18 protein-coding genes, 1 rRNA gene and 1 pseudogene (1 of these 20 running past the window's edge) are annotated in these 26,467 nt (G+C 38.3%); 2 read left to right on the top strand and 18 right to left on the bottom strand.

All coding sequences use genetic code 11. The annotated features are described in order from the left end of the window. Nucleotides 1–84: 84 nt before the first annotated feature. Nucleotides 85–1,032, bottom strand: coding sequence for a serine O-acetyltransferase EpsC (epsC, locus tag AC6IWN_RS03595; protein WP_497991003.1), 948 nt, complete (start codon nt 1,030–1,032; stop codon nt 85–87). A gap of 290 nt (nt 1,033–1,322) precedes the next feature. On the opposite strand from epsC, the gene AC6IWN_RS03590 reads away from it, so the two are divergent. Beyond that, nucleotides 1,323–2,471 carry an aminotransferase class I/II-fold pyridoxal phosphate-dependent enzyme gene (locus AC6IWN_RS03590; RefSeq protein WP_497991002.1) on the top strand — a complete coding sequence of 383 codons (1,149 nt, stop codon included), beginning with the start codon at nt 1,323–1,325 and terminating at the stop codon, nt 2,469–2,471. Nucleotides 2,472–2,781: 310 nt separating this feature from the next. Here the strand turns inward: AC6IWN_RS03590 and gltA are convergent, their stop codons facing one another. The 12 genes from gltA to AC6IWN_RS03530 form a co-directional block, all read right to left on the bottom strand. Beyond that, entirely contained in the window at nt 2,782–4,170 is a 1,389-nt protein-coding gene (gene gltA, locus AC6IWN_RS03585; RefSeq protein ID WP_497991001.1) for an NADPH-dependent glutamate synthase, read from the bottom strand. Nucleotide 4,171: 1 nt separating this feature from the next. Continuing rightward, nucleotides 4,172–5,014, bottom strand: coding sequence for a sulfide/dihydroorotate dehydrogenase-like FAD/NAD-binding protein (locus tag AC6IWN_RS03580; RefSeq protein ID WP_497991000.1), 843 nt, complete (start codon nt 5,012–5,014; stop codon nt 4,172–4,174). Nucleotides 5,015–5,187: 173 nt separating this feature from the next. Continuing rightward, complete coding sequence (locus AC6IWN_RS03575) at nt 5,188–6,363, bottom strand: iron-containing alcohol dehydrogenase (RefSeq protein WP_497990999.1); 1,176 nt, start codon at nt 6,361–6,363, stop codon at nt 5,188–5,190. A gap of 570 nt (nt 6,364–6,933) precedes the next feature. Continuing rightward, nucleotides 6,934–7,869 (bottom strand): LysR family transcriptional regulator, encoded by a 936-nt coding sequence (locus tag AC6IWN_RS03570; RefSeq protein WP_497990998.1) that lies wholly within the window; start codon nt 7,867–7,869, stop codon nt 6,934–6,936. A 27-nt stretch (nt 7,870–7,896) separates the two neighbouring features. Beyond that, on the bottom strand, nt 7,897–8,550 hold the full coding sequence (locus AC6IWN_RS03565) for a redox-sensing transcriptional repressor Rex (protein ID WP_497990997.1): 654 nt from the start codon (nt 8,548–8,550) through the stop codon (nt 7,897–7,899). A 284-nt stretch (nt 8,551–8,834) separates the two neighbouring features. Continuing rightward, nucleotides 8,835–9,395: a leucine-rich repeat domain-containing protein gene (locus AC6IWN_RS03560; protein ID WP_497990996.1), complete on the bottom strand. Its 561-nt coding sequence runs from the start codon at nt 9,393–9,395 to the stop codon at nt 8,835–8,837. 68 nt (nt 9,396–9,463) lie between these two features. Beyond that, nucleotides 9,464–10,357: a tetratricopeptide repeat protein gene (locus AC6IWN_RS03555; protein WP_497990995.1), complete on the bottom strand. Its 894-nt coding sequence runs from the start codon at nt 10,355–10,357 to the stop codon at nt 9,464–9,466. Nucleotides 10,358–10,780: 423 nt separating this feature from the next. Continuing rightward, the gene (locus AC6IWN_RS03550; RefSeq protein ID WP_497990994.1) at nt 10,781–11,167 is read right to left on the bottom strand and encodes a hypothetical protein; all 387 of its coding nucleotides are present in this window, start codon (nt 11,165–11,167) and stop codon (nt 10,781–10,783) included. A gap of 212 nt (nt 11,168–11,379) precedes the next feature. Continuing rightward, a complete protein-coding gene (locus tag AC6IWN_RS03545; protein WP_497990993.1) occupies nt 11,380–12,711 on the bottom strand; it encodes an aspartate ammonia-lyase in 1,332 nt (443 codons plus the stop codon). Between the two features lie 4 nt (nt 12,712–12,715). Further along, nucleotides 12,716–13,921: a [FeFe] hydrogenase H-cluster maturation GTPase HydF gene (gene hydF / locus AC6IWN_RS03540; RefSeq protein ID WP_497990992.1), complete on the bottom strand. Its 1,206-nt coding sequence runs from the start codon at nt 13,919–13,921 to the stop codon at nt 12,716–12,718. Between the two features lie 225 nt (nt 13,922–14,146). Continuing rightward, on the bottom strand, nt 14,147–15,853 hold the full coding sequence (locus AC6IWN_RS03535) for a vWA domain-containing protein (RefSeq protein WP_497990991.1): 1,707 nt from the start codon (nt 15,851–15,853) through the stop codon (nt 14,147–14,149). Continuing rightward, nucleotides 15,850–16,581 (bottom strand): hypothetical protein, encoded by a 732-nt coding sequence (locus AC6IWN_RS03530; RefSeq protein ID WP_497990990.1) that lies wholly within the window; start codon nt 16,579–16,581, stop codon nt 15,850–15,852. Before AC6IWN_RS03530 ends, AC6IWN_RS03535 begins: the two co-directional genes overlap by 4 nt. Before the next feature lie 585 nt (nt 16,582–17,166). Between AC6IWN_RS03530 and AC6IWN_RS03525 the strand changes: the two genes are divergently transcribed. Further along, nucleotides 17,167–17,508 carry a flagellar protein gene (locus tag AC6IWN_RS03525; protein WP_497990989.1) on the top strand — a complete coding sequence of 114 codons (342 nt, stop codon included), beginning with the start codon at nt 17,167–17,169 and terminating at the stop codon, nt 17,506–17,508. A gap of 109 nt (nt 17,509–17,617) precedes the next feature. Here AC6IWN_RS03525 and AC6IWN_RS03520 read toward each other — a convergent pair whose 3' ends face one another. The 5 genes and pseudogenes from AC6IWN_RS03520 to AC6IWN_RS03500 form a co-directional block, all read right to left on the bottom strand. Further along, entirely contained in the window at nt 17,618–20,131 is a 2,514-nt protein-coding gene (locus AC6IWN_RS03520; protein WP_497990988.1) for an InlB B-repeat-containing protein, read from the bottom strand. Between the two features lie 292 nt (nt 20,132–20,423). Then, nucleotides 20,424–21,623, bottom strand: a complete 1,200-nt coding sequence (locus AC6IWN_RS03515) for a hypothetical protein (RefSeq protein WP_497990987.1) — start codon at nt 21,621–21,623, stop codon at nt 20,424–20,426. A gap of 303 nt (nt 21,624–21,926) precedes the next feature. Further along, a pseudogene (locus AC6IWN_RS03510) lies at nt 21,927–22,487 on the bottom strand (polysaccharide deacetylase family protein); the annotation flags it as partial. Between the two features lie 62 nt (nt 22,488–22,549). After that, nucleotides 22,550–23,566 carry a LacI family DNA-binding transcriptional regulator gene (locus tag AC6IWN_RS03505; RefSeq protein WP_497990986.1) on the bottom strand — a complete coding sequence of 339 codons (1,017 nt, stop codon included), beginning with the start codon at nt 23,564–23,566 and terminating at the stop codon, nt 22,550–22,552. A 611-nt stretch (nt 23,567–24,177) separates the two neighbouring features. Next, nucleotides 24,178–26,467 (bottom strand): 23S ribosomal RNA (locus AC6IWN_RS03500) (it continues 611 nt past the right edge of the window).

Here is a 26,467-nt window from a genome sequence, read left to right as displayed (position 1 = left end):
TGAACGTTGTCTTCCAACCTATGTGTGAGGCAATTAACATTGTTCCTTTATAAAATTATTTATTTTTGCAGCAACCCCTTATTCTTATATCATATAATCAAAGAAATCGTATTGATTTAGCTCTTTCACCTCCGGTGTAGCACCTGCATACGCTTTAAACTGCAACTCCGGATTTTTCATGCTGACCTTTGTCTTAGGAGGCACGGTTTTCGTAACAAATGCATTGCTTCCAATTACGACCTCCTGGCCGATAATTGTATCTCCTCCCAAAATAGATGCACCGGAGTAGATAGTCACCCCATCTTCTATCGTAGGATGTCTCTTTACACTCTTTAAGCTCTGACCACCTTTGGTTGATAACGCGCCGAGCGTAACCCCTTGGTATATCTTCACGTGATTGCCAATATGGGTAGTCTCTCCGATTACGATACCTGTTCCATGATCGATAAAGAAATAAGTACCAATCGTAGCGCCAGGATGAATATCAATTCCTGTAATCGTATGTGCATATTCTGTCATAATTCTGGGAATCAACGGCACCCCAAGCAAATACAATTCATGGGCGATTCGATTGACCATCACTGCAAATACCCCAGGGTAAGAAAAGATGATTTCATCCTTGCTGTATGCCGCAGGATCCCCCTCATAAGCAGCTTCCACATCTGTTTCAAGATAATCGCGTATTGTCGGTATCTTCTGCATAAAGGAGATCGTTAACTCCTCTGAAACCATATCAATATCCTCTTTTTTTGCCTCTTCATAAACAGGATTATAGCGGAGTGCATATCCTATTTGCTTATTCAATTGATATGTGACATCCTCAATTACCGCACCAAGTTGATATTCCATATGATAGCTTTTCAGTTTCTTATTATTAAAATATCCCGGAAATATAATATACTGTAAATCTTTTAAAATTGATATTATATCATCTTTGTTCGGCTGATTGAATGTATCCTCTTTATTAATTGCTCCCGGCTTAATATAATCATTCATAATCAACTTTACAATTTCTTGAACCTTCTGCTCCATGTCAGGCCACCTCACTTATATTTTATGTTGTAAAAAGATCATTTCTCATTCACACTATTTAATGTTACTACTCAAAATTTATAGCCTGCTTCTCTAAAATTCCGAATTTATAATATATGTTTTCTATGTTTCATATATTATACGTTGATGACTTCATTTTATCAACTGATTTTTATCTTGCACTATGTAAATAATGCAATGAACTTTTGACATTTATTTATAACAGGTGTATTGTATAAATACTGGAAAAATATTAGAACAAACTTAAATTCGATGAATAGGAGTATGAAATGAAGATTGAATTTTCAAATAGAGTTGATCACTTTGGTAGCAATATATTTAATACCTTAAATGAATATAAAAAGGAAAGAGAAGAGTCGGGCTTACCGGTGTATAACTTCACGGTTGGAACACCGGATTTCAAACCGGATTCCTTTGTAATGGAAGCGGTATCAAAGGCAGCACTCGATCCGGAAAACTATAAATATTCCTTGGGAGATTCCCCCGAGTTAATCGAATCGGTCATTGGGTGGTATCAGAGAAGATATCAAGTTACATTGACTGCACAGGATATCACTTCCGTCAGCGGTACCCAAGAAGGAATGACTCATATCGGACTGGCTCTTTGTAATTATGGGGATACCGTATTGGTACCAAACCCAGGGTACCCGATCTTTGAGATTGGTCCCTATCTGTCCGGTGCTAAGATAGAGTATTACGATCTTCTACCGGAGAATAACTATCTTCCTGATTTTACTACAATCTCAGAAGAGGTGGCCAAAAGAGCGAAACTGATGATTGTATCCTATCCCGCTAACCCGGTATGCGCAACCGCTCCAGCTTCTTTCTATGAAGAATTAATTGCATATGCAAAGAAGCATGAAATTGTAATTGTACATGATAATGCCTACTCTGAGATTATCTATGACGGAGCACAGGGTATCTCTTTCTTAAGTTTTCCGAATGCAAAGGAAGTGGGCGTGGAATTTAATTCCCTATCGAAAACCTATAACATAACCGGAATCCGAATCTCCTTCCTGCTTGGTAATCCAGAAATAATACATAAATTTAAAACAATACGTTCCCAATTCGATTATGGTACCAGCTATTTAGTACAAAAGGCTGCTATAGCAGCCTTGAACGGTCCCCAAGACAGCGTCAGTGTGAATTGCAAGGAGTACGAACGCAGGAGAGATGCTCTTTGTGTGGGGCTTGAAAAACTTGAAATGCAAGTTACCAAATCTGCTGGTTCCATGTTCGTGTGGGCTCACATTCCAAGCGGGTATACCGATTCTATCGATTACTGTAAGAAGCTTTTTTCTACTACCGGAATATTATGCACACCGGGTAGCAGCTTCGGTACTCTGGGCGAGGGATATGTTCGCTTTGCTCTCGTACTCCCGGTTGATACGATAAATAATATTTTCTCAGGGATATAGGTTGAATAATAAGAGGATTGTTTACTTTATCACCCTTCCTCCCCTTTAATCGCAAGACTAAATTTCGAATTAAGTTTGAAGTTTGAAATTCATTTATATAACATTAGTTACGCGAGGTCATATCGATAAATATCCGCATAATAGAAAAGGTGTTGCATCACAACATTATGTTTGTGAAACAACACCTTTTCTATATGCTTCTCTTTTTTCTTTTCCTCAAACTATAATTTATCTAACAATATTGCATCGTACCTACCCGTTTATTCTCCTCTTTCTCTAACTCAACATTTATACTACACATTTCATTTTGTTAAACGGATAGATACTCATCAATTGCAGCGGCAGCCGTTTTACCTGCTCCCATTGCCAGAATAACTGTAGCAGCACCGGTTACTGCATCTCCTCCTGCATAAACACCGATTCTGCTGGTCAGCCCCGTATCTTCGTTCACAATGATGCCTCCCCATCGTTGAGTCTCAAGACCCGTGGTAGTCGCTTTTATCAAAGGATTTGGCGAAGTTCCGATTGACATAATCACACAATCCGATTCCAATTCAAACTCGCTTCCTTTTACCGGGATTGGCCGTTGTCTCCCCGACGCATCTGCCTCACCCAGCTCCATTCTCTGACATTCTATATTACAAACCCATCCCTCTTTGTCACCATTAATCTTTAATGGATTCGTTAAAAACAGAAATTGTATTCCTTCTTCTTTTGCATGCTCCACCTCTTCCAAACGGGCAGGCAGTTCCTTCTCTGTACGTCGGTAGATTATTGTAACGTCTGCTCCTAGACGCTTCGCGCATCTAGCCGCATCCATTGCAACATTTCCTCCTCCGACTACTGCAACCTTGCTTCCTTTTTGAATCGGGGTTTTCGCTCCTTCTTCATAGGCCTTCATCAGATTGATTCTGGTGAGGAATTCATTTGCCGAATAAACCCCCTTTAAATTCTCACCACTGATATTCATAAAGTTCGGAAGTCCCGCGCCTGAACCAATGAATACCGCTTCATAACCATATTCCGTCATCAGTTCATCAATTGATAAGGTTTTACCGATCACCATATTGGTACGAATCTCTACTCCCAGTTGCTTTAACGAGGATATCTCTTTTTTTACGATCTCTTTGGGAAGTCGAAATTCCGGAATTCCGTATACCAACACTCCACCTGCCAGATGTAATGCCTCAAATACGGTAACCTGATAGCCCTTTCTCGCAAGATCACCTGCACATGCCAGACCGGAGGGACCGGATCCGATTACCGCCACCTTATGTCCGTTGCTATGTGGTTTAACAGGAATCTCCTTACAATTCTGATTATGGTAATCTGCCACAAATCGTTCTAATCTACCGATTGCCACAGCTTCTCCCTTTAATCCTCTAACACACTTAGATTCACATTGAGATTCCTGTGGGCAGACTCTGCCGCAAACAGCAGGAAGGGAACTATCTTTTGCTATAATCTGAAAAGCTTCCTCAAACTCACCTGTCGCAACCTTTTGTATAAAAGCAGGTATATCGATTTGTACCGGACAACCGCTCACACATGGTTTGTGTTTACAATTCAAACATCGTGCAGCTTCCTCCATTGCCTGTTCCTTCGTATATCCTAATGCCACCTCAAGAAAGTTCTTATTTCTTATATCTGCTTCCTGAAGTGCCATCTCATTTTTATATAAAGACATATTTGCTGCCATACTACTTCACCTCTTCTTTCAAGAGATTACAGGTTTCCTCATGTACTCTGACTTCAAATTCTCGGTACATTGCTGATCTTGCGATTGCTTCATCAAAATCAATCTTATGACCATCAAACTCCGGCCCATCTACGCAGGCAAATTTGATTTCACCACCAACTGTTAAGCGACAACCGCCGCACATACCGGTTCCATCAATCATAACTGGATTCATGCTGGCTACTGTTTTCACATTATATTCTCTGGTAAGATTACATACAAACTTCATCATAATCAGTGGTCCAATTGTTATGATTTCATCGTACTTTTCCCCGCTGTCCAAAAGTTCCTTAAGCGCATTGGTTACAAGACCTTTTTCTCCACAACTACCATCATCCGTCATCATTATGAATTTGGTACTGTTTTTCTTAAATTCTTCTTCCAGTATAATAAGCTCTTTATTACGAAAGCCTACAATAGTATGTACCTCTGCTCCCTGCTCGTGGAATTTTTTTACCACCGGATACGCAATGGCACATCCAACGCCCCCGCCTACTACTGCAACCTTTTTCTTTCCTTCTGTTTCGGTAGCTCTTCCGAGAGGCCCTACAAAATCCTCTAGATAATCTCCTACCTTCTTATGATTTAATTCTTCCGTCGTTGCACCAACTACTTGAAATATAATCGTTACTGTTCCTGCTTTACGATCAAAATCAGCGATGGTTAACGGGATTCTTTCGCCGTTCTCATCCGTCCTTAATATAATAAATTGTCCTGGCTCAGCCTTCTTTGCTACCATCGGAGCTTCAATCTCCATTAAGGTAACCGTAGGATTTAAAACTTCTTTCTTTACTATTTTATACATAAATTCCTCCAATGCATTTCCCCCGCGAGTCCTATCTAATGACCAACCGGGTAATGCATACGATGTCTCAACTATCTGCTACAAAAAAAGGGCTGTGGCCTTTGACAGCTACAGCCTTTTATATTTCAAACCGATAACTTTTCTTGCGTGGCGACACAATCAGCAGTTATGGATTAGAAAGCTACTTCTGTATCGTAATAACAACAATACAATAATTTCTCCATTACCTCTGGGGTAATTGCTCTTGGGTTAGAACCGGTGCATGCATCGCCAACAGCCAGTTCTGATACCTTAGGAAGTTTCTCAAGGAATTCCTTTTCATCTATAATTCCGCCCTCATAATCTTTGATACAGGTCGGAATATCTAAAGCTTTATTCATCTCATTGATATGTTTGATCAGAGCATCTGTACTGCGCTCAAGTCCTAAGAATGCAGCAATCTCAGAATATCTTTCATCTGCTGTCTTATCCACAGCATTATATTTTATAACTTTTGGAAGGTACATCGCATTTGCACAACCATGTACGATATGTCCGCCGGAATATGCAGCACCGGTCTTATGAGCCATGGAGTGAACAATACCTAAGAGTGCATTGGAGAATGCCATGCCTGCAAGACATTGTGCATTATGCATCTTGGCACGCGCTTCCATATCACCTTGATAGGATTTTAATAGATTCTCACTGATCATCTTGATTGCATGTAGCGCAAGCGGATCGGTGTAATCACTATTTAATGTAGATACATATGCTTCTACTGCATGAGTCATTGCATCCATACCGGTATGAGCGGTAAGTTTTTTCGGCATGGTTTCTGCCAGCTCCGGATCAACAATTGCAACATCAGGAGTTATATTAAAATCAGCTAAAGGATATTTTACACCCTTTGCATAATCGGTAATTACAGAGAATGCTGTCACCTCGGTTGCGGTACCTGAAGTAGACGGAATTGCACAGAACTTTGCTTTGGTACGAAGTGTCGGGAAATTAAATGGAATGCAAAGTTCATCAAAGGTTATCTCAGGGTATTCATAAAATGCCCACATTGCTTTCGCAGCATCAATCGGAGATCCTCCGCCGATTGCAACGATCCAATCCGGTTCGAATTCTTTCATCGCCTCAGCACCCTTCATAACTGTTTCCACAGAAGGATCCGGCTCAACGCCTTCAAATAACTGTACCTGCATGCCTGCCTCTTCCAAATTAGTAACTACTTTATCTAAGAAGCCGAAGCGTTTCATGCTTCCTCCACCTACTACTACAATTGCCTTTGTTCCTGTTAAAGTCTTTAAAGCCTCCAGTGAACCCTTGCCATGATAAAGATCTCTTGGTAATGTAAATCTAGCCATAGTTTAATCTCCTTTATAATAATATGATGTTTTCGTCCTCAGACGATGACTTCTAAAGTACCACCAAATGTTGTCGTTTGGATTGTTTATATTTTAACAATCTTTTTGTGGGATGTGAAATGCAAAATCCGTATATCGATATTCCAATATCGATATACGGATTTCTATGGTTTTGCTGAATACAATGGTAACATATAATTCTTGGATTGACACATAATAGAAAGCTAGATAGCAGCCAAACTCAAAGGATTTTCTCCACCATTCAAACGCTCAGATACCTTATAATAGGCTATTTTTGTAATCATCTAGATAAAATGCTTCAAATTACAATATACTCTAATTTATCTTGTGGCAATTCTTATATTTTCCATTTTATTTACCAAACATTTCTTATTATATATTCGATATTTTTATATCGATATTCCAATACTGATATAGCAAATTAAATAATTCTGATATAACAAGTGAATTAATTCTAATATACATATAATAGCTGATTCTGATTTTGTAAAATTTATAAAACCGAGAATATCTTACATACAGATCATACTTCTATCAGAGAAATACACATTAATGATATTCACGAAAAGATACTTCATTCTTCGCTTCCGATAATAGGTCGATGAAACGACGATCTAATTCGGTCAGCTTATAATTCTTGGGATAGATGAATACATCCTTATACCGATTATTATCCACCATACATTTTCGTTGAACAAGCTGATAACGCTTTAGCCACTTGTCAGGAACAGGCGATACCCACATATAGGAAGTGGGAATCTCTGAAAGTATATCGAATTGGCTGCCACGATCATATACATAGATTGCCCTTGTATTCTTTGAAGGAGCTTCTGCCCGACTATTATTCGGTAATATATAAGGAATCGAGGTATCTCCATGAGTTACTTCCGTATATTTTTTGAGTTCCTTAAAATCCACATATTCCTTCTTTGCCAGAGGATGATTCACGGACATCAACGCAAGATAATCAAATTCCCAGATTTGTTCGAAACGAAGCTGTTTTTCATTCAGATAATCCACGAAATAATTCTCATATTCTGTCTGATACCTTATAATTCCCAAATTAAATGGGCCGTCAAATATATTACTGACTACTTGCAACGAATTAGTCTCCTGTACATTCACATGAATCCCCGTTGAACTATCGAGTTCCAAAATAAAATTCGTTATTGCATCTGCAATATAACTTCCTCTCGGAATCGATATATTAAAGTTCTGCATATCCGAATCTGCCTCATCGGATAAAGATTCCATCATGTCAATCTGATTCAGTACATTTCTGGCGTAGGATAAGAATTTAGTACCCTTTTGCGTGGGCGTTACCCCCTTAGAGGTACGTTCAAAAATAGTAAAGCCGAGGGAATCTTCCAGTTCCTTGATAGCTTTACTTAAGCTTGGTTGTCCCATGTATAAATTTTCTGCCGCATGGGAGATAGAGCTTGTTCTCTCTACCTCTATAACATATTTTAAATGTTGTGTATTCATTGTTAACCCATCTTTCTATCATTCACTCTAGTCACTCGTTCTCATTGCCTGTTTCAAATGATTCGACAACGCTGCAAGAGAAGCTGCAAGATTTTCATTCCGTACAAGAATATAATCCGGCACGGACAAATGTACCGGTGCAAAATTCCATATTCCCTGTATCCCTCCCGCTACCAACTGATCGCACACAATCTGTGCTTGGGAAGGTGGTACGGTAATAATGCCGATATGAATCTGCATGCGTCTACAAAGGTTACTAATGGTGTCTGTAGGCAAAACCCTGACTCCATTTATCTCCGTCCCTACGATATCCGGATTGGTATCAAATGCGGCTACGATTTTTAACCCGTAATCCTGAAAGCCTTCATGGGACATAATCGCATGAGCAAGTGATCCTGCTCCGATAATCACCGCTTCATCTGCATTATTATAACCCAATATACTTTCCATCGAATCCAGTAAATCTTCTACGATAAAGCCTGTCTTAGGCTTTCCTTTATTCACATAAACCGATGCGAAGTCCTTTCTAACTACCACCTCATTCAGATGTAGCAAAGCCGCAATCTTCGGTGCTGATACTGTTTCCACTCCTTGCTCCTTCAATAACCGAAGCTGTTGAATATAATATGACATACGATTCAGTGCTTGGGTGGTAATCGGTTTTTTCACATTTTCATTCATTTGTTCCACCTCCTGTAGGACAGAAGAATATTCTATGTAAGCTTATGATTTTATTGGTTAGCGTGTATAAGCAATGCTTTAATATCGATATTATAATACTGATATGGGGTCGGGTCAACTAAAAGACGAAACAAGGAGCTGAATCGACATTTTGTTTAAATAGGTTATTTTATCTACCGTACAAAAAGGGAGCCTTATATCAACTTTTGAAGTAAAAATAAGGCTCTCTTTTTGAACTAAATAATAATTTTGTTTTTCTCACAGAGAAAATCTCAACTTATTGCCTAATATGCTTTTGTATGATATCCATGCCAGTTGTCTGACCATCCGTCTTTATCAGCTTTATAGTATATTGTGAAATCTGAGGGCGTTCCTGCAAACACATCTTTACCCAGTGCAGGCACATCTCCTTCAAAGTATACTGATTGTAAATTTGTGCAACCACTAAACGCATTATCCCAAACAGTTTGTATACTACTTGGAAGTATTACTGAAGTTAAGCCTGTACAGTCACCAAACGAATGATCATTAATAAATTTAATACCGTTCGGTATTTTCACTGATGTCATGTTTTTGCATCCTGAAAATGCACTTTCATAAATGCTTGCTACCGGTCCTTCAATATCTGAAGGGATAACTACGTCTCCGCCTTTTCCTATATATTTACATATACCAGATCTAGCCTTTGCGTCATTCGAATACTGAAAATCACCATATGTATGTGTCCTTCCGACCGCGCAGCTACTCATTAACGATATAACTACCATGATAGCTGTGACACATACAGTAATCCTCAAAAGCCGTTGTATTACATAATTACATCTTTTAATATAAACATTTTCCATAATATCCCTCCTTAATTTATTATCGTCACCACCAGTCAGGTCGTCAGATATTGAGCTGGCGTATAGGACTAATAGCCATAGTATTGTAATCTCTGGAGTGTATCTTTTGCTTCAACTGCATACACTGTCGTATTACCATGCATTGCAACATATTTTAGAGCTTCTTTTGCTTTTTCTATTTGATCATTTTTTATAAATACTTCTGATAAATTAAACTTTGCTATAACTTTCCTTAATCGATCCTCCGCATTGTTAAAGTTATTCATATAAATTTCTTCTAACCCTTCAATTTTTCCAATCAACAAATTATATTTGTTCACTTTATCAGTGTATGAATCAAAATACTTTTTTTTAATTTCTGGCGATATGTTCAAATCAATTGTTTCTCTAAAGCTAGTCAAAAAAATATTAGCATTATCAACATCTTTTATACGGATATAATAATTGGATACTATTTCATAGTAATGAACTTTTGTTTCTAAATTAATTGCTAAACTTTCAAGCTCATCAAGAATTGGTACTAATTTATTATAATCCCCATGATGCAAGTAAGAAATAACCAATAAAAAAAGCAAATAAAAACGATCCGTTTTCAATTTAACTGAACACCTTTTAATATTTCTTTGCAACATTAAAATCGAAGGCTCAGGATTGCAACTCTTATGTAACAGCATAAAGGAGTGTTCGAATTTTTTAGTAGCTATGTTATATGAAATATCAAGTGATAATAAAAGCCATAAAACAAAAAGGACACCGCAGATTGCACTTCCCAAATTACTAATTTGATACAAATGCAAGATTGGTAATATCTGTTTGTCCAAAATAATAAGATTACTACCAAACAAGACAAGAGAAACGAACCCAAATATCACCATACTCCAAAACAGAATAAACGTTGACAAAAACAAATTGGTTGTATGTGCCAATGTTCTAACCTTTATGAACATCAATTTTAACTTCATAATAATCCCCATTCCTCCGTCAAGCTGCAGCATTAATAGTAATGAAAATTTTTGACTTCCTCAACTTTTCAATAAATAAAGTAAATAAAATCATTATAACCTCTGAAGTTCCTCCCAAGAATTTTACCATAATACTCTAGTTTCATATATCTGAATTATCGACAAAAGATCATTCCATATTCTGTCTCTTTTATACAAATATTTTATATTAAGTTATCGATTTAATTTACCGTAAAAAATAATTTTATATCTGGCATACAAGTTATTGATGACAACTAGTAGAACAAATTTTTATTATAAAAGAAGCATTATTCTTAGGAAGGTGAAAATCTCGCTCCCGAGAATGATGCTTCTTTATTTCATATATAATCTTTCATTAACTTTTGATTTCCTTAGCAGATTTAACAAAAAGCTCAAAATAATTTAAAAAGGTACTTTCTTCTTTTGAATACTGGAGAGTAAAAATACAACTCCAAAGCTAAGAACTACTACACCCCATATTCTTAAACCTAAATAAGCATTGGTACCACAAAAGGATACGATTCCTCCTGCACCATACAATACTGTACTGATGATAGAACCGACATTTGCCCTGGAATTCCTTGTCGCAATCCCGATAATTCCTGCAACCAGCACGAATAACGCTACCAATATTCCTAGCATTCCACTTCGATCTGCATTTGCTGATAATGCATGATCAACAAGCACTACAAATGATTGTAAAGCGATAACAAAAAATAACACAATTGATATAATTCCAAGTACTAATCTTGCGGTTGAATATTTACCCTTTTCTCTTCTTGTTTTCATTAGTGAGCCTCCTTATAATTAGTGGTTTTCTGCAGCCTATTCGTTTATATTATGTCAACAAATCTATAAACATGATAACTAAGTCATCTATTACTGTAACCTATATCATTTTACCTAGTCTTTCATCTTGTTCCTTTTAACTTGTTTCTATGCCCTGTATCTATAACCCAAGTCTTCTGACAATTCCTTAATCCAGAACTTTTGACAGTCTATTAATCTATATCTTTTGACAATTCCTTTAAGGTCTCTCTGATTAAATCCGCTTTGCCTTTATGTTCTGCAATTACCTTGCTTACTACATCATATCCAAGCTTTGCGGTGTATCCGGTTGCAAATGCATAGGAACGATTTAATAATTCTTCGCATCTTTCACGATCCGGCTCAATTAAATCAATACATTTTGTTCGAAATAATGAAACAGAATTGATCAGCAAAGACAAGCTCTCTAATAAGGAATCTGCTATCAGAGGTAAGAATGCATTTAATTCAAATTCGCCATGTGCTGCTGCCATCGATATTGCGCTGTCATTTGCAATCACTTTCATGCCGGTTTGCATCACCATCTCAGGAATAACCGGATTGATTTTGCCTGGCATAATTGTGCTGCCCATCTGCATCGCCGCAAGTTTAATCTCTCCAAACCCTCCATGTGGTCCGGAATTCATCAATCGCAGGTCATTGGATATCTTGATTAAGTTGACCGCCAATGCCTTTAGCAGCCCGGACACTTCAACAAATACATCATTGTTCTGAGTGATATCCATCGGATATTCCGCAACAGCCAATCCGATATCCGTCATGCTGCGTAACTCTTCGATGATACCGAAACGGTATTTTCGCTCCGCGTTATTCGAGGTACCAACCGCAGTGCCACCGATATTTACCTGGCGTAAACGTTCCTCCACCTTATAGATTCTCCAACGGTCACGTGCGATTGCTTGTGCATATGCGCCGAATTCTGAGCCTAACGTAATCGGTATCGCATCCATTAATTCGGTTCGTCCCAGTTTCTTAATATCGTCAAACTCGTTCTCTTTTAGCTGAAGAGCCTGTTGAAGCTTCGCACAACCCTCACTCAAATCTCGGAGCAATTCAATTGCCGCCATACGAAGAGCGGTTGGATATACATCGTTTGTTGATTGTCCACGATTTACATCATCAAGAGGGTGGATATAAGAATATTCTCCGTAGGATTTTCCCACTTGTTTTAACGCAAGATTGGCAATCACTTCATTTACATTCATATTGGTAGAGGTACCAGCCCCACCTTGAAGCGCATCCACGATAAAGTAGTCATCCGCATCACCATGCAAAATCAAGCTACAAGCCTCAACGATGGCTTCGTAAACTTCCTTTGATCCGATGTTTAATTTCAAGTAAGTCAGTGCTGCTGCCTTTTTAATTCTTACTATATTATATATAAGCTTTAAGTTGGTTCGTCTATAGTCCAGTGCAAAGTTGTCCTTAGCCCTAGCAGTTTGAAGTCCGTAAGCAACATCTTCCGCCAGCTCTAACTCTCCAATCTTATCTTTTTCCTTACGCATCTTTTTATTCCTCGATTTCTGCTAAAATGTGTGGGAACGGTTCTAAACTTCTCTCCAGTATGCCCTGCATATAGGCGATCAATATACCATAATTCGTAATTGGTGTTGACTGATCTGCTGCACATTTCATGCGAAATCTCACTTCTCTCTCCGGTAACATGCATCCTCCACAATGTACAATCAACTTATACTTCGTAAGATCCTCATAAAACTCTCCGCCGGAGGTAAATTCAAAGTTCAATTGTTTGCCTGTATAATTTTTGATCCATCTTGGTAGCTTCACCTGACCAATATCATCACATTGGCGGTGATGGGTACAACCCTCAGAGATTAATACCGTATCCCCATCTTCCAGCTTTTCGATTGCAGCTGCACCTTTCGCTGCCTCTTCAAGTAAACCCTTGTATCTGGCAAAAAGAATCGAAAAGGAAGTCAGCATAATATCCTTTGGTGTATCCGCAGAAACCTTAGCAAATACCTGACTATCCGTGATGACAAGCTTCGGTTTCTTCCCAAGATTCGCAAGTGTTTCTCTCAGCTCATACTCCTTCACCACGATTGCGGTAGCATCTGCTTCTAATATATCACGAATCGTCTGCTGCTGGGGTAAGATTAATCTTCCCTTCGGTGCTGCCTTGTCAATCGGGGTAACCAAAACTACAAAATCAGAAGGATTAATTAAATCCGCCACGATTTTTAACTTCTGATTTTCTACCGGAGCAAGTGATGCAATCTTTTCTTTTAATACTTCGATATTGCTTTTCTCCTTAGCACTTACATAGATTTCATGCTCTTTCGCTGCCGGAACAGCCTCAAGTAAATCAGATTTATTACAAACAATGATATAATTAATATTCTTTTCCTTAAAGAACTGTATCAGTTCCTCATCCTCAGGTGAGATTCCTACAGTGGAATCAACTACCAGGACCGCCACATCCGTCTTATTCAATACCTGCTTCGTCTTGCGAATTCGAAGTTCACCAAGCATTCCAACATCATCAATTCCAGGTGTATCGATAATCATAACAGGACCAATCGGAAGCAGCTCCATCGCCTTATAAACCGGATCTGTTGTTGTTCCCTTTACGTCAGACACCACTGCCAATTCTTGACCTGTGACTGCATTCACAATGCTTGACTTTCCTGCATTTCTTCTTCCAAAAAAACCAATATGTATTCTATCTGCTGAAGGTGTCTCATTCAAACCCATTCTATCTATCAATCCTTTCAAAACAAATTAATTGTTATAAGGTTGTATATATCATAATTTGAAAGAAAACGCAAGCCATAGATGTTGTGAATTACTATTCTTCTATATATTGTTTTCATTATAATAATTAATAAAGGTGCCAAAAGCTTCACTACTATGATTTTATCGTTAATATACACAACTAATTTGATCATAGATAATTGCTTTTGACACCCTAAGTATTAATTACATCTGTGCATTAAATAAACTCTTTATCTTATATATAACATCATCTGAATCCGCGTTAATACTAGAGGCTTCATTGATATTGGATATCTTTTGCAATGCTGCAATATCCTTATTATATCCGATGGTATAAACAGGGATTTTACTTTGTGCAATCAGAGGTTGTGCATAATCAAATTTAATTCCTTCATTCGTCTCTCCATCACTTAGTAAGAATAGCATCACTTTCGCATTCGGTTTATCCTTTTTCGCTTTCTCCAGCATATCGATTGCAACCGTTATTCCATCATAGGTCGCTGTACCGCCACTAGCCGTTAGGTCCTCAACCGCTCCCTGAAAATAAGCTCGTTGATTGAGATCGAACTTACCAATCGGAACCTCCTTCGTTACTCCTGAGCTATAGCTTACCAAACCAACGTAATTGTTATCATTGATGTACTGAGCACCATTAATTAAGCTCTTCTTAAGCTGGGATAGCGGATCTCCATCCATGCTTCCGCTGACATCGGCTACGAATACTGCTATGATGTCCTTACCGCCGTCCTTATTCGCTTTCCACAATTGCTGCGCCTGTAATACAGTTGCGCCGTTTGTTTCGTAATTCTCGCCTTTATAGCTATCTAAACCATTAAAGCCGTACTCGGTCGCAAGCTTTTGAGAATCCTTGTTTGCACAAAAATCAGCAAACTTATTAAGCACCTGTTCTTTATCTGCGGTTAGTGTTCCTACCTTATATAATGGATTATCATGTCGGATTCCAAATGGTATAAATTCGTATTTCTTTAATTCAGGATCATTTTGATAGGTTTGGTATTCCATAACCATTCCGTCTAATTTCCCCGAAGCAGCACTCTCTCTCATCTGCATCGTGGTATAAGCAACAAAGGGTACATTATTCTGGAAGTTCGTGAAACCTGTCTTTGCTTTATCACTTAGCAAGTTCTTACTGTCACTGTGAGCTAAGGTACTTAATAAGAAGTTCAAGCCGGTGGAACTTGCCAGAGGATTTGTATAACCCATCATCATCTCATTCTTTTCTACTGCCTTTAATACCGCAGCTATATCAGCCTTCCCATAACTTGACTCCAACTTCTTCTTGGTAGCGTCATTTACTAATATTCCTGCAACGTTACCAACTAACTTGTTTGAAACGATATTCACAGTTCCACCCTGGGCTTTAATTAGATTACCCCATAATATTGAGGACGGTGCAAATGCATCAGGAGTATATTTTTTAGAGAGAATATAATCTGCACCCTGACCGGAGGAGATATTACGAATGGAGACAGAGACCGATTTACCATTCACATTGTAATTCTGTTCGTTAAACTTTTTGGCAACTTCATTCATCCAACCGTCTTTATTCTCACCTGATTTTTCCGGACTGGCACAAATTTCAATATTGATATCTCCTTTACCCTCTACTACTAACGGATATTTTGATATATCAGGTAGCTCGTCATAAAGAGAAGCAGGTTCCAGATTAATCGATGCTTTTCTGGGACTAGCTGTGTTCACAGTAATAGACTTCATTAGATAGTCAATCTTCTCACTTTCACTTTTGCTTATGTAGGTTTCGAGCTTTTTATCATTCTGTTTTTTATTAGAAGCTCCGGTTAATGAGCTTATTGCAGTTACAAGGATAAGCACCACTACAAATAACGCTCCGATCCCTACCATAAATTTAATCATATTACCTCGATTCATTTATTCATCTCTCCCTCATATTTTTTAGTTAAATCATCAATCTCATCATTACTATCCTGATTAAGGCTTTGCATCGCGTTTACCATATCTCTTAATTTACTAACATCCTTTTCCTGTTTTACTTCTCCGATTCTGGACATCTCAGTAATCAATGTTTCAAACTCCATCAGAATATCATTACATTTCTTAATCTGCTCATTCACAAAGTCAAGGTTTTGTCGAATACTCTCCGGAGATCCCTCGTCATCAAAGATTTCAATTCGATTCGATAATCGTTCCATATTAACAGCCAAAGCATCCTCAACCGTTTGTATAATGTCTGTTATGGCTCCGGATTCATTCTCCTGGGTATTCACGCCGGCAACCTGAAGCAGCACATTCCTTCTTCGTTTAAACTTTTGAATCTGCGACCGGGCGATAGAAGCCTCCTTTACTATCTGAGGATTTCTATACTGCTTTGCAAATTTTTCAATCTCATTATCAATTCGATCAAGTTCAGTCACTTTTTCTTCACTTGTTATCTCCTGAACCGAAACCCCGAATATGATTTTGTATAAAAAAATGATAGCAAATAGTAGTATTACGAATGTAAGCACAATTGCAATTGTTTTCAACAGATTCCCACCATTCATATTCTTTATAATGATAATGGCCGCAGGAATTGTCATAACCCCGCTGATTGCAACAAACCAATACATTGTGTAATTCTTGTTGCGGTTCTTTTTCATCATACTCCTCCCGATATGAAAGCATTATTCTGTGTTTCTTTTTTTTCAAGCTTATGTACGTTAATTACGTAACCTTTGCTTTTAATCAATAAAATTTTATTATCTAGAAATTTGTATTCTCATTATATACCATCCAAATGGCAAAATCATTAAAATATTGTTAAATTTTAATCAGTTAGTTAAAATATGGCTACCTATAAACTAAATTACTATTTCGGATGTTAAATAATATCATTAAAAATGCTACTAATAAATAACATTTTTTATGGAATAGATCAGAAAAATCAGTTTTTATAACATATATTTACTATTGACAAATAAAAACGTTTGATTTTTTGGCAAAAAATGATAAAATATATTAAGAAATCACATAATCATTTATATTGCTACATATATTCTTTAGCATAGCTTATAATTCATATATATCAATGAAACATCTTAGGATAGTAGTATACATAATGCTTTATTTAAATAAATGATTTTTCCAGAAAGGAACTATATATGGATACAATTAATTGTAAGAATTGTGGCAGGCTTTTTTTATATCAGTACGGCCCACAATTTTGTACGAAATGTGCGAGTATAATGGAAGAGAAATTTGAGAAAGTAAAAGATTATTTATATGATAATCCCGGTGCAACCATCCAGCGTATTGCCGAGGTAAATGACGTATCAACACATCAGATCGTTAAGTGGGTACGTGAGGAGAGATTAGAATTTACACCCGACTCCCCCTTAGGTATTGACTGTGAAATATGCGGATCAACGATAAAGACCGGCCGCTTTTGTAAGAATTGCAAAAATGATTTAACTACCAAACTTGGTAAAGCATTTAACGGATTGGTTCCTGAAGAAATCAAAAAAGAATTGCGAGAAAAATCCGGGAGAAGACATTCTACTATTACTGATAGTTATTTGACCTGGTAAATAAAATCACCTACCTAATGAGTTAATAAAAAGAGTTCTCATTAGGTAGGTGATTTTTTAATAATAAATGATAAGTTTTCATCTCTGGAATAGTAGTCCATTAACCAGATTATTTCACTTTCACAGATAATACATTCGAAAAATCGCCATATATCATTGTCTTTCCCACTTTTGTAAACGTTCTTACTTTGAAGTAATAGGTCTTTTTACTTGTTAGTCCTTTTTTAACAAAACCCGACTTTGATATATCTGCAGTATTCACCTTTTGATATACCCCTTTTGCACTGGTAGCCATATACACTTCATATCCTTGAGCTCCCACAACTTTTTTCCACCCAATGTTTGCATATTTGCTTCCGCTTTTTACTGTAATAGCTGCTGCCTTTGGTTTAATAATAAAGGTTTTGGATATTGTTCCGGTATAGTTCCCTTTACCAGTTATACTTACCGTAGCAATTCCCGGATTCGTATTACTCTTGTAACTAATCTTATAGTTTGATGTAGCAATCGTAGTACCGGTATTCTTTAATGTCACCGTAGGTTTTAATGCCTTTCCCGTGTACACATAACTTGATTTCGAAAGTGTCAAACTCATCTTACTGATATTCTTTGGTGTTATTTTTACTATCACACTTGCGGTTACCGTATTGTAATTTGCTCTACTAATTTTATAGAAGACTTTATAACTTCCAACCGATTTAAACGTAGGCTTTGTTTTACTGAAGGTTTTTCCATCTCTGCTGTAAGTTATCGCAGCTCCTGACAGGAATGTTACTGTCAATGTATGGTTTTTCCCATCATACTGTACATTTTCTCCTTTTGCAATAATTCCGGTCATCGTTCCGGGTTTAATTACAAAGTATTTCGTAATACTCCCAGTATAGTTACCTCGTCCCGCGATTTTTACACCTGCCGTTCCGGCATTTACATTATTAGTATAGGATACGGTATAATCTGTTCCCTGTAAAAGCTTCTTCGCTCCATCTTTCACGGTTATAGCAGGACATTTTGTTTTCCCATCATATACATAGGAAGTTTGAGAAAATGATACTACAATTGACGATTTTTCAATTGATGGTTTTACAACTGCTGCGATTTCCCACTTGGCATATAAGACAAGATCAGAAGTTATTACATCTGTTTTGAACAGCCATTCATTGGTACAAGCACTATCCATATACCAACCAGCAAATTTGCGACCCGCTCTAGATGGATCAGTCGGTTTCGGAATGGTACTTCCACTTACGACATTCGTTATATCATTCACACCACTACCACCGTTACTGATAAATGACACGGTATAGGTACGTAGCCATTTTGCATATAAATTGATATTTGATGTCACGACATCCTTTGAGAAATTCCATGGCTTCGTTAATGTACTATCATACCAACCAGCAAAATAATATCCATTCCTTATAGGATTACTAGGCTTCGTGAGTAGTGATCCTGATTTTACAATTCCGTTACTGCTCACAAGTGTTCCACCATTTGAATTATAAGTAACCTTATAGCCGATGCCAACAGATGGTATCGTTTCTCCTGTTCCATATTGAACTCCGTTGATAAAAATTGCCTGAGGGTCTCCAACTAAAGCTCCATGTCCTCCATCGTATAAAGGCTTCGTCTCGTAACGTCCATATTGCTTATCTGTTGACGACCAATTACGGTCAGAATAGGAATAAGAATTCGAGTAGATGGCCAATAATCCACCATCGCCCTTCGCTCCGCTCACTCCTCCATTTAATCCACTGGCGCCGCCCTGCTGTCCTGATACTAAAAAGCACTCCTTAGAAGACTCTACTACGATTTTATCAGCTACGATCGTCAAAACTCCACCGCCGTAACCGCCTCCGCCTCCGCCTGAGCCGCCTTCACCAATATATATTGACGGTGAGTAAAATTGGATGGGATAACCTTTCCCACCGTCTCCGCCATTTCCACCACCACCGATGCCACCATTACCAGCATACTGCCCACTGGTACCATTTTGTCCCACACCGGTTGCTCCGCCGCCTCTTACATTAACACTCCCTCCATTTGATCCTCGGGTTGTGCCACCTGGTCCTCCATTATTCCCTCCAGCTTGGCCGTAAGCTCCGCCACCTTGCCCTCCTAAACCTCCACCGTAGCCTCCGCCACCGCCTCCGCCGTCCCAACCATTATAATCAGCTTTTGAACCGGAAGTTCCTTTTCCACCTGCTCCTCCGTTTCCACCTTTACCATATGTGTTGGGATATAGGTTATAATTGCCCATGCTTATACCAAAAGCATTGAAATTAGATGTAGTCAATAATGCAATATTATTAAGAGGTGCTTCCGGATAGTATCCATTTCTCACTCTAATATCCGCACCCTCTTTTATTGTCAGTGTTCCCTTTACAATAATTACAAGTTGTGATATTCCTGTTGATGTTACATGCACGTTATTTTCCAGTGTAAGATTATCATACTGATAAATTCCTGCGTATAAGTTACTCCCATTCTGTCCCAACGTAGTGTTGGTGGCTATAACAGTATTTGTAACCTCTGCATCCACACGTTTACTCACCATATTAAAGGTTAACATAGCTAGCATAATTATGAAAGTAAACATAAAACCTAAACTCCATTGTTTTTTCATTGCTTTCCCCCTTTATTGGAACTTGAATATATGATAGGTCATTTTTCCCATATGCTATATAATTAGAAACTAACATATTTATACTCATTTGTCAAAAGATTACAGATGCGGATCTTAATGTTAAACTTTTTAGTTGATCATCCATATCTACTTGATAAAATATACTCATATTCCCAAACTAAAGAAGTTGTTTATTTAATATGATAAAAACAAAGGGCCTGCATCAATATGAATGCAAGCCCTGATAATTCTATGTTCTATAAAGACACCAATTTTCTAAAGTAACTAAATGTTAATTAGCCGGTGCCAACCCTAGTCCCAGCAAATCCCCTATCTTTCCTGATAATGATGTAGCTGTTGTATCATACTCCTGCTTTACTTTGTCATATGCAGATTTTACATCAGTATATATACCACCAAGCTTCGTAACTTCATTTTCCAAACTACTTTTCGATTTTACAAGATTGTTATAGTTCTTCAATTCTGCATCGTACTTATCCTTTGCGTTTTTCATATCCTCATATGCACTATTTCCGTACTTATCGTTGTAATAGTCTTTTTCCATATAACTCTTCCACTTCTGAGTAAATCCACCGGCATCTTCATTTAATTCTACTGATTCCGTACCCAAACTTATAACCTTCAAGCTTGCCCACCCCTTTGAAGTATACTTCGTATATCCAGTATATAATATTGCATGCTTAGAGCTTGGCATCTTTCCATAAGAAGTATATTCCGCCGGAGCCACCTCATATTCCTGCACTCCATCTTCTTCACCAACAAGTCCTATAATATATACATTTATCTTAATCGATTTGTCCTTTGTATTATCATATTTCTTCTTTGCATCTGCGTAATCATTATGAGTAGAATCTTTCGTTTTTTTGGCTGAATCGATATTTTTAATCAATGATTCTAACTCACTTTGCTTAACTTTCCAATTATCCTGAGCATCCTGCAGCTTAGAATCAGCCTCATTCAGCATAAATGCATTAGTGAGTATATCTCTTAATGTCGATGATAATTGGTCAAGCAAATCCGTATTCTTAATAGAGGGATCTTTCCCCTCAATTACCTTTTTCATTTCTTGCCACTCACCGTTTTTTGCGTGGTTAGTTATTGTCGCTATAAGTTGGTCATACATACTTTTTTTCTTCATATCATTACTATCTTTAAAACCACCCAACTCACTAAATGCATCGATTGCTTTCGTATATTCCTTATTATTATATAATTTGCTTGCGTGATTATATTTCCCATTCATGATTAAAAACCATGAAGTAATAATACCAATTATAATAATAAAGCAGACTAGAGCGCCACCTATAATAATTTTCTTAGTCAAAAAACCTCTTTTTTTAGCACTATTATTAAATTGTGAATTTTGCGAATATTCTCTATTCGCTTCGTTAGTCCCTTCATTAGATTGATGATTTAGAGAATTCAAATCATTATTTTGTTCTTGATCCTGCTTGTTATCCATTGGTTCCATATTCTTCTTTTCCTCCCTATTATGTACGCAGTAATGTTGCATTAAAACAAATCTCCCTATAATTTCATTATATTACCATTTCTAAAAATCGTCAAATATATTAAAATAACTACAAAATTTTTATTCATAATAAAATAAGCTGAAAAGCCGGTCCAAGACCATTACTTTTCAGCTTTATAAATATTATAAATCTCTATTACATGCAAGTTTTTTCTATACAGAATCAGTAACATTAACATTATTGATTCCGCGTAAAAAACAAATACCAAATCTATCAGTTCTTAAAAACTATCTAATTATTACCTATCGTTCCTTCTGCATCCCATTCATATCAACGACATAATTCTTCTTATAGATCAACTTTGATACCGGAACAATCTCATACCCCTTCTTTTGCAAACCGGTGATAATCCCATCCAGTGCCTCAATCGTATTGTTTGATCCGTCGTTCAAAAGGATTATAGAACCGTTACTTAAGCTGTCATTATTAAGAGTCCGATTGATAATGCACTGTGCGGTGTAGCCCTTCCAGTCATAGGTATCAACATCCCATTGAATCGCATAATACCCACAATCCCTCGCTGTTGATAGGACTGTATTATTATAATCTCCATAAGGGGATCGAAATAAGTTCATATTAATACCGGTTAACTGCTTCACTTGTTTATGTACTTGCATGATTTCATTGACACATTGCTTTTCAGAAAGAGTTACCATTGATTTATGATCTTCACTATGATTTCCAATATCATGCCCAGCTTTAGCAATCGCTTTTAGTTCTTTAGGATACCGCTTTGCCCAGTCTCCTGTTACAAAAAATGTTGCTTTAATCTCATATTTATGAAGGATTGCAAGAATTCCTTCTGTATCTTCATTGCCCCAGGGTGATGATTTTTAAGGCGAATGTTCTAGAAACCTATTAATATCTACTGTTCTATCTCTTTGACACTATCTCGCTCGATAAATTCAGTACATACCTGAATCTTAGAACGTATATTGTCCTTACTATTGACCATATCGATAACCTTCCTAACCGCTAATCGACCCATTTCTTCTTTTGGTACACGCAAACTAGTCAAGCGAGGAGAAGAAATATCGCAAAATGACAGATCGTCAAAGCCGATAATTGATATGTCTTCTGGGATGTGATAGCCTTTTTCCTGCAATGCTTTCATCGCCCCGAGTGCAATCATATCATTATCTGCAAAAAATGCGGTCGGAAGTTCAAAATTTATATTCAAATATTCAAGCATATCCTTATATGCTCCATTCATTGTTGTACTAAGTTCAATTATATACTTAGAGTTAATTTCCTTGTTCTTCTCTCTCATCGCAGTAAAATAGCCTGCTTGTCTCTGCTCAAAACCGAGTATTCGAAAACTACCTTTCAAATACCCAATTTTATTATGTCCTTTGTTGATAAGATAATTAACCGCCTTACGTGCCGAATCATCATTATTAATCAATACTCCATTAAAGTCCATGTCATAGCTCCAATAATCCAACAGAAGTATGGGATATTGTGAGTCTTTAAATATTGTCAATTCTTCAGGAGAAAGCTCTGTACCCAATAGAATAACCGCAGTCCCTTGCTCGTTTAGTAAAAGTTTCACTTTTTCTTGAAACTCCGAATCTCTTGCGTCCAAATTGCCAATAACCAGTTCATAGCCTGCTTCCCGACATTCCTGTTCTATACCACTAATTAACAATGTAAAAAACGGCGTATCATCAATAATCAGACCGTTTTTCTTATAGATAACAAGCTTGATTTTATTGATTGAATTATTATCTAAATATCCTATTTCTCTCGCAACGCGAAATATTTCCTCCGAAGTATTCTGATTTACCCCTTTTTTCTTATTAAGTGCATTTGAAACAGTTGCCAGCGAATACCCTGTGATGTCACTTATTAATCTTATACTTGCCTTCATTTCGTTTCTCATCCTTCTCTTTCCTATTATATAAACACAGGTAATTCCCGTTACAAGTCAAATAAATATCAAATGTTTCGATTAGTCTTTTTTATAATACAATAAAATGTCTATTATTACCACATTATTCTAGTTTTTAATACTGAAAACCTAAAAGTTATATGCAATTAATTCTCTACGCTTAAGTAAATTCCGACTATCTATATTAAGAATATATGAGCCACTAAATAGGGTTGATTAATGTAAATGTTATATAAAATTGTTTTCATATATATTATAAACATTTTATATTATATTTCAATAGATAACTTTCGTATAAGAAGTAATTGAACTTTCAAAACAAAAACGGGAGGGATCTCCCCTCCTATTTTTGTTTCGTAATTCAAGTTACTCGATAATTCTCTTGATACAATACATAGCAAAGTGCATTCTTCTGGTAGTAAAACCCATATTTAATGTATTTATTTAATTCCATTTACTCAACTTACCCATAATATTCAAACACAAAAAAACCCAAAGCATTAAGCTTTGAGCTAAGTTATTTCTTATTCAATTGACTTTATCTACACACGAAAATGTTCCATCCATTACGAACGTTTTGTTCGTTTTACTGTAAACCTTTTAAGGTCAAGCCCTCGACCTATTAGTAACAATCAGCTACATACGTTACCGCACTTCCACCTTTGTCCTATCTACCTGGTAGTCTTCCAGGGGTCTTACTAGCTTATGCTATGGGATATCTTATCTTGAGGGGGGCTTCACGCTTAGATGCCTTCAGCGTTTATCCCTTCCAAACTTGGCTACTCGGCCATGCCATTGGTATGACAACCGATGCACCAGTGGTTCGTCCAACCCGGTCCTCTCGTACTAAGGTCAGCTCCTCTCAAATATCCTGCGCCCACGCCGGATAGGGACCGAACTGTCTCACGACGTTCTGAACCCAGCTCGCGTACCGCTTTAATGGGCGAACAGCCCAACCCTTGGGACCTACTACAGCCCCAGGATGCGATGAGCCGACATCGAGGTGCCAAACCACTCCGTCGATGTGAACTCTTGGGAGTGATAAGCCTGTTATCCCCAGGGTAGCTTTTATCCGTTGAGCGATGGCAATCCCACTTTATACCACCGGATCACTAAGTCCTACTTTCGTACCTGCTCCACCCGTCGGTGTCACAGTCAAGCCTTCTTCTGCCTTTGCACTCTTCGAATGGTTTCCAACCATTCTGAGAAGACCTTTGAGCGCCTCCGATACCCTTTCGGAGGCGACCGCCCCAGTCAAACTCCCCACCTGACATTGTCCACCAGCCGGATTACGGCTGAATGTTAGAAATCCAGTAACACAAGGGTGGTATCCCAACAGTGGCTCCATCGTAACCAGAGTTACAACTTCACAGCCTCCCACCTATCCTGTGCATGCATTACCGGATCCCAGTATCAAGCTAGAGTAAAGCTCCATGGGGTCTTTCCGTCCTGGCGCGGGTAACCAGCATCTTCACTGGTATTTCAATTTCACCGGGTGCATTGTCGAGACAGTGCCCAAATCATTACGCCTTTCGTGCGGGTCAGAACTTACCTGACAAGGAATTTCGCTACCTTAGGACCGTTATAGTTACGGCCGCCGTTTACTGGGGCTTAAGTTCAAAGCTTCGGATTGCTCCTAACCTCTCCCCTTAACCTTCCAGCACCGGGCAGGCGTCAGCCCATATACTTCACCTTACGGTTTTGCATAGACCTGTGTTTTTGCTAAACAGTTGCTTGGGCCATTTCTCTGCGGCCTACTTGCGTAGGCACCCCTTCTCCCGAAGTTACGGGGTTATTTTGCCGAGTTCCTTAACAATGCTTCTCCCGTCGGCCTTAGGATTCTCTCCTCATCCACCTGTGTCGGTTTACGGTACGGGCTTACATAGAACAATAGCGGATTTTCTTGACGGCATGGGTTCGGAAGCTTCACTACTTTAAATTCGCTCCTCATCACACTTCAGTAACATCCGGGGGATTTGCCTCCCAGACTAACCTTTGTGCTTGAACCGGTTTTTCCATTCCCGGCTCTTCCTACCCTTCCGTGTCCCCACAGTTCTGTCTATATAAGGTACAGGAATATCAACCTGTTGTCCATCGACTACGCCTTTCGGCCTCGCCTTAGGTCCCGACTTACCCGGGGCAGATCAGCTTTACCCCGGAAACCTTGGATATTCGGCCTAGAAGATTCTCACTTCTATCTCGCTACTCATTCCGGCATTCTCTCTTCTTAAATCTCCACGCCTCCTTACGGTAACGCTTCGTCGTTTTAAGAATGCTCCTCTACCAATTACAACTAGTGTAATTCCACAGCTTCGGTGACGTGTTTTAGCCCCGGACATTTTCGGCGCAGGACCTCTCGACTAGTGAGCTATTACGCACTCTTTGAATGTATGGCTGCTTCTGAGCCAACATCCTAGTTGTCTTCGAAATCCCACATCCTTTTCCACTTAACACGCACTTTGGGACCTTAGCTGGTGGTCTGGGCTCTTTCCCTTTTGACTACCCAACTTATCTCGTGCAGTCTGACTCCCGATAAACAATTATACGGCATTCGGAGTTTGATATGCTTCGGTAAGCTTTGACGCCCCCTAGGCAATTCAGTGCTCTACCTCCGTTAATCTATATCGAGGCTAGCCCTAAAGCTATTTCGAGGAGAACCAGCTATCTCCGGGTTCGATTGGAATTTCTCCCCTATCCACACCTCATCACCACCTTTTTCAACAGATGTGTGTTCGGTCCTCCACCACCTTTTACGGCGGCTTCAACCTGGACATGGATAGATCACCCGGTTTCGGGTATACTCATGCAGACTTGACGGGCTATTAACCCTTGGTTTCCCTTCGGCTCCAGACTTTCAGTCCTTAACCTTGCCTGCAGAAGTAACTCGCCGGA

This window comes from Variimorphobacter sp. HTMS_6, assembly GCF_059717775.1.
Note: the sequence above shows the minus strand (reverse complement) of the source record. Positions and strands in the feature narration are given on the sequence as shown.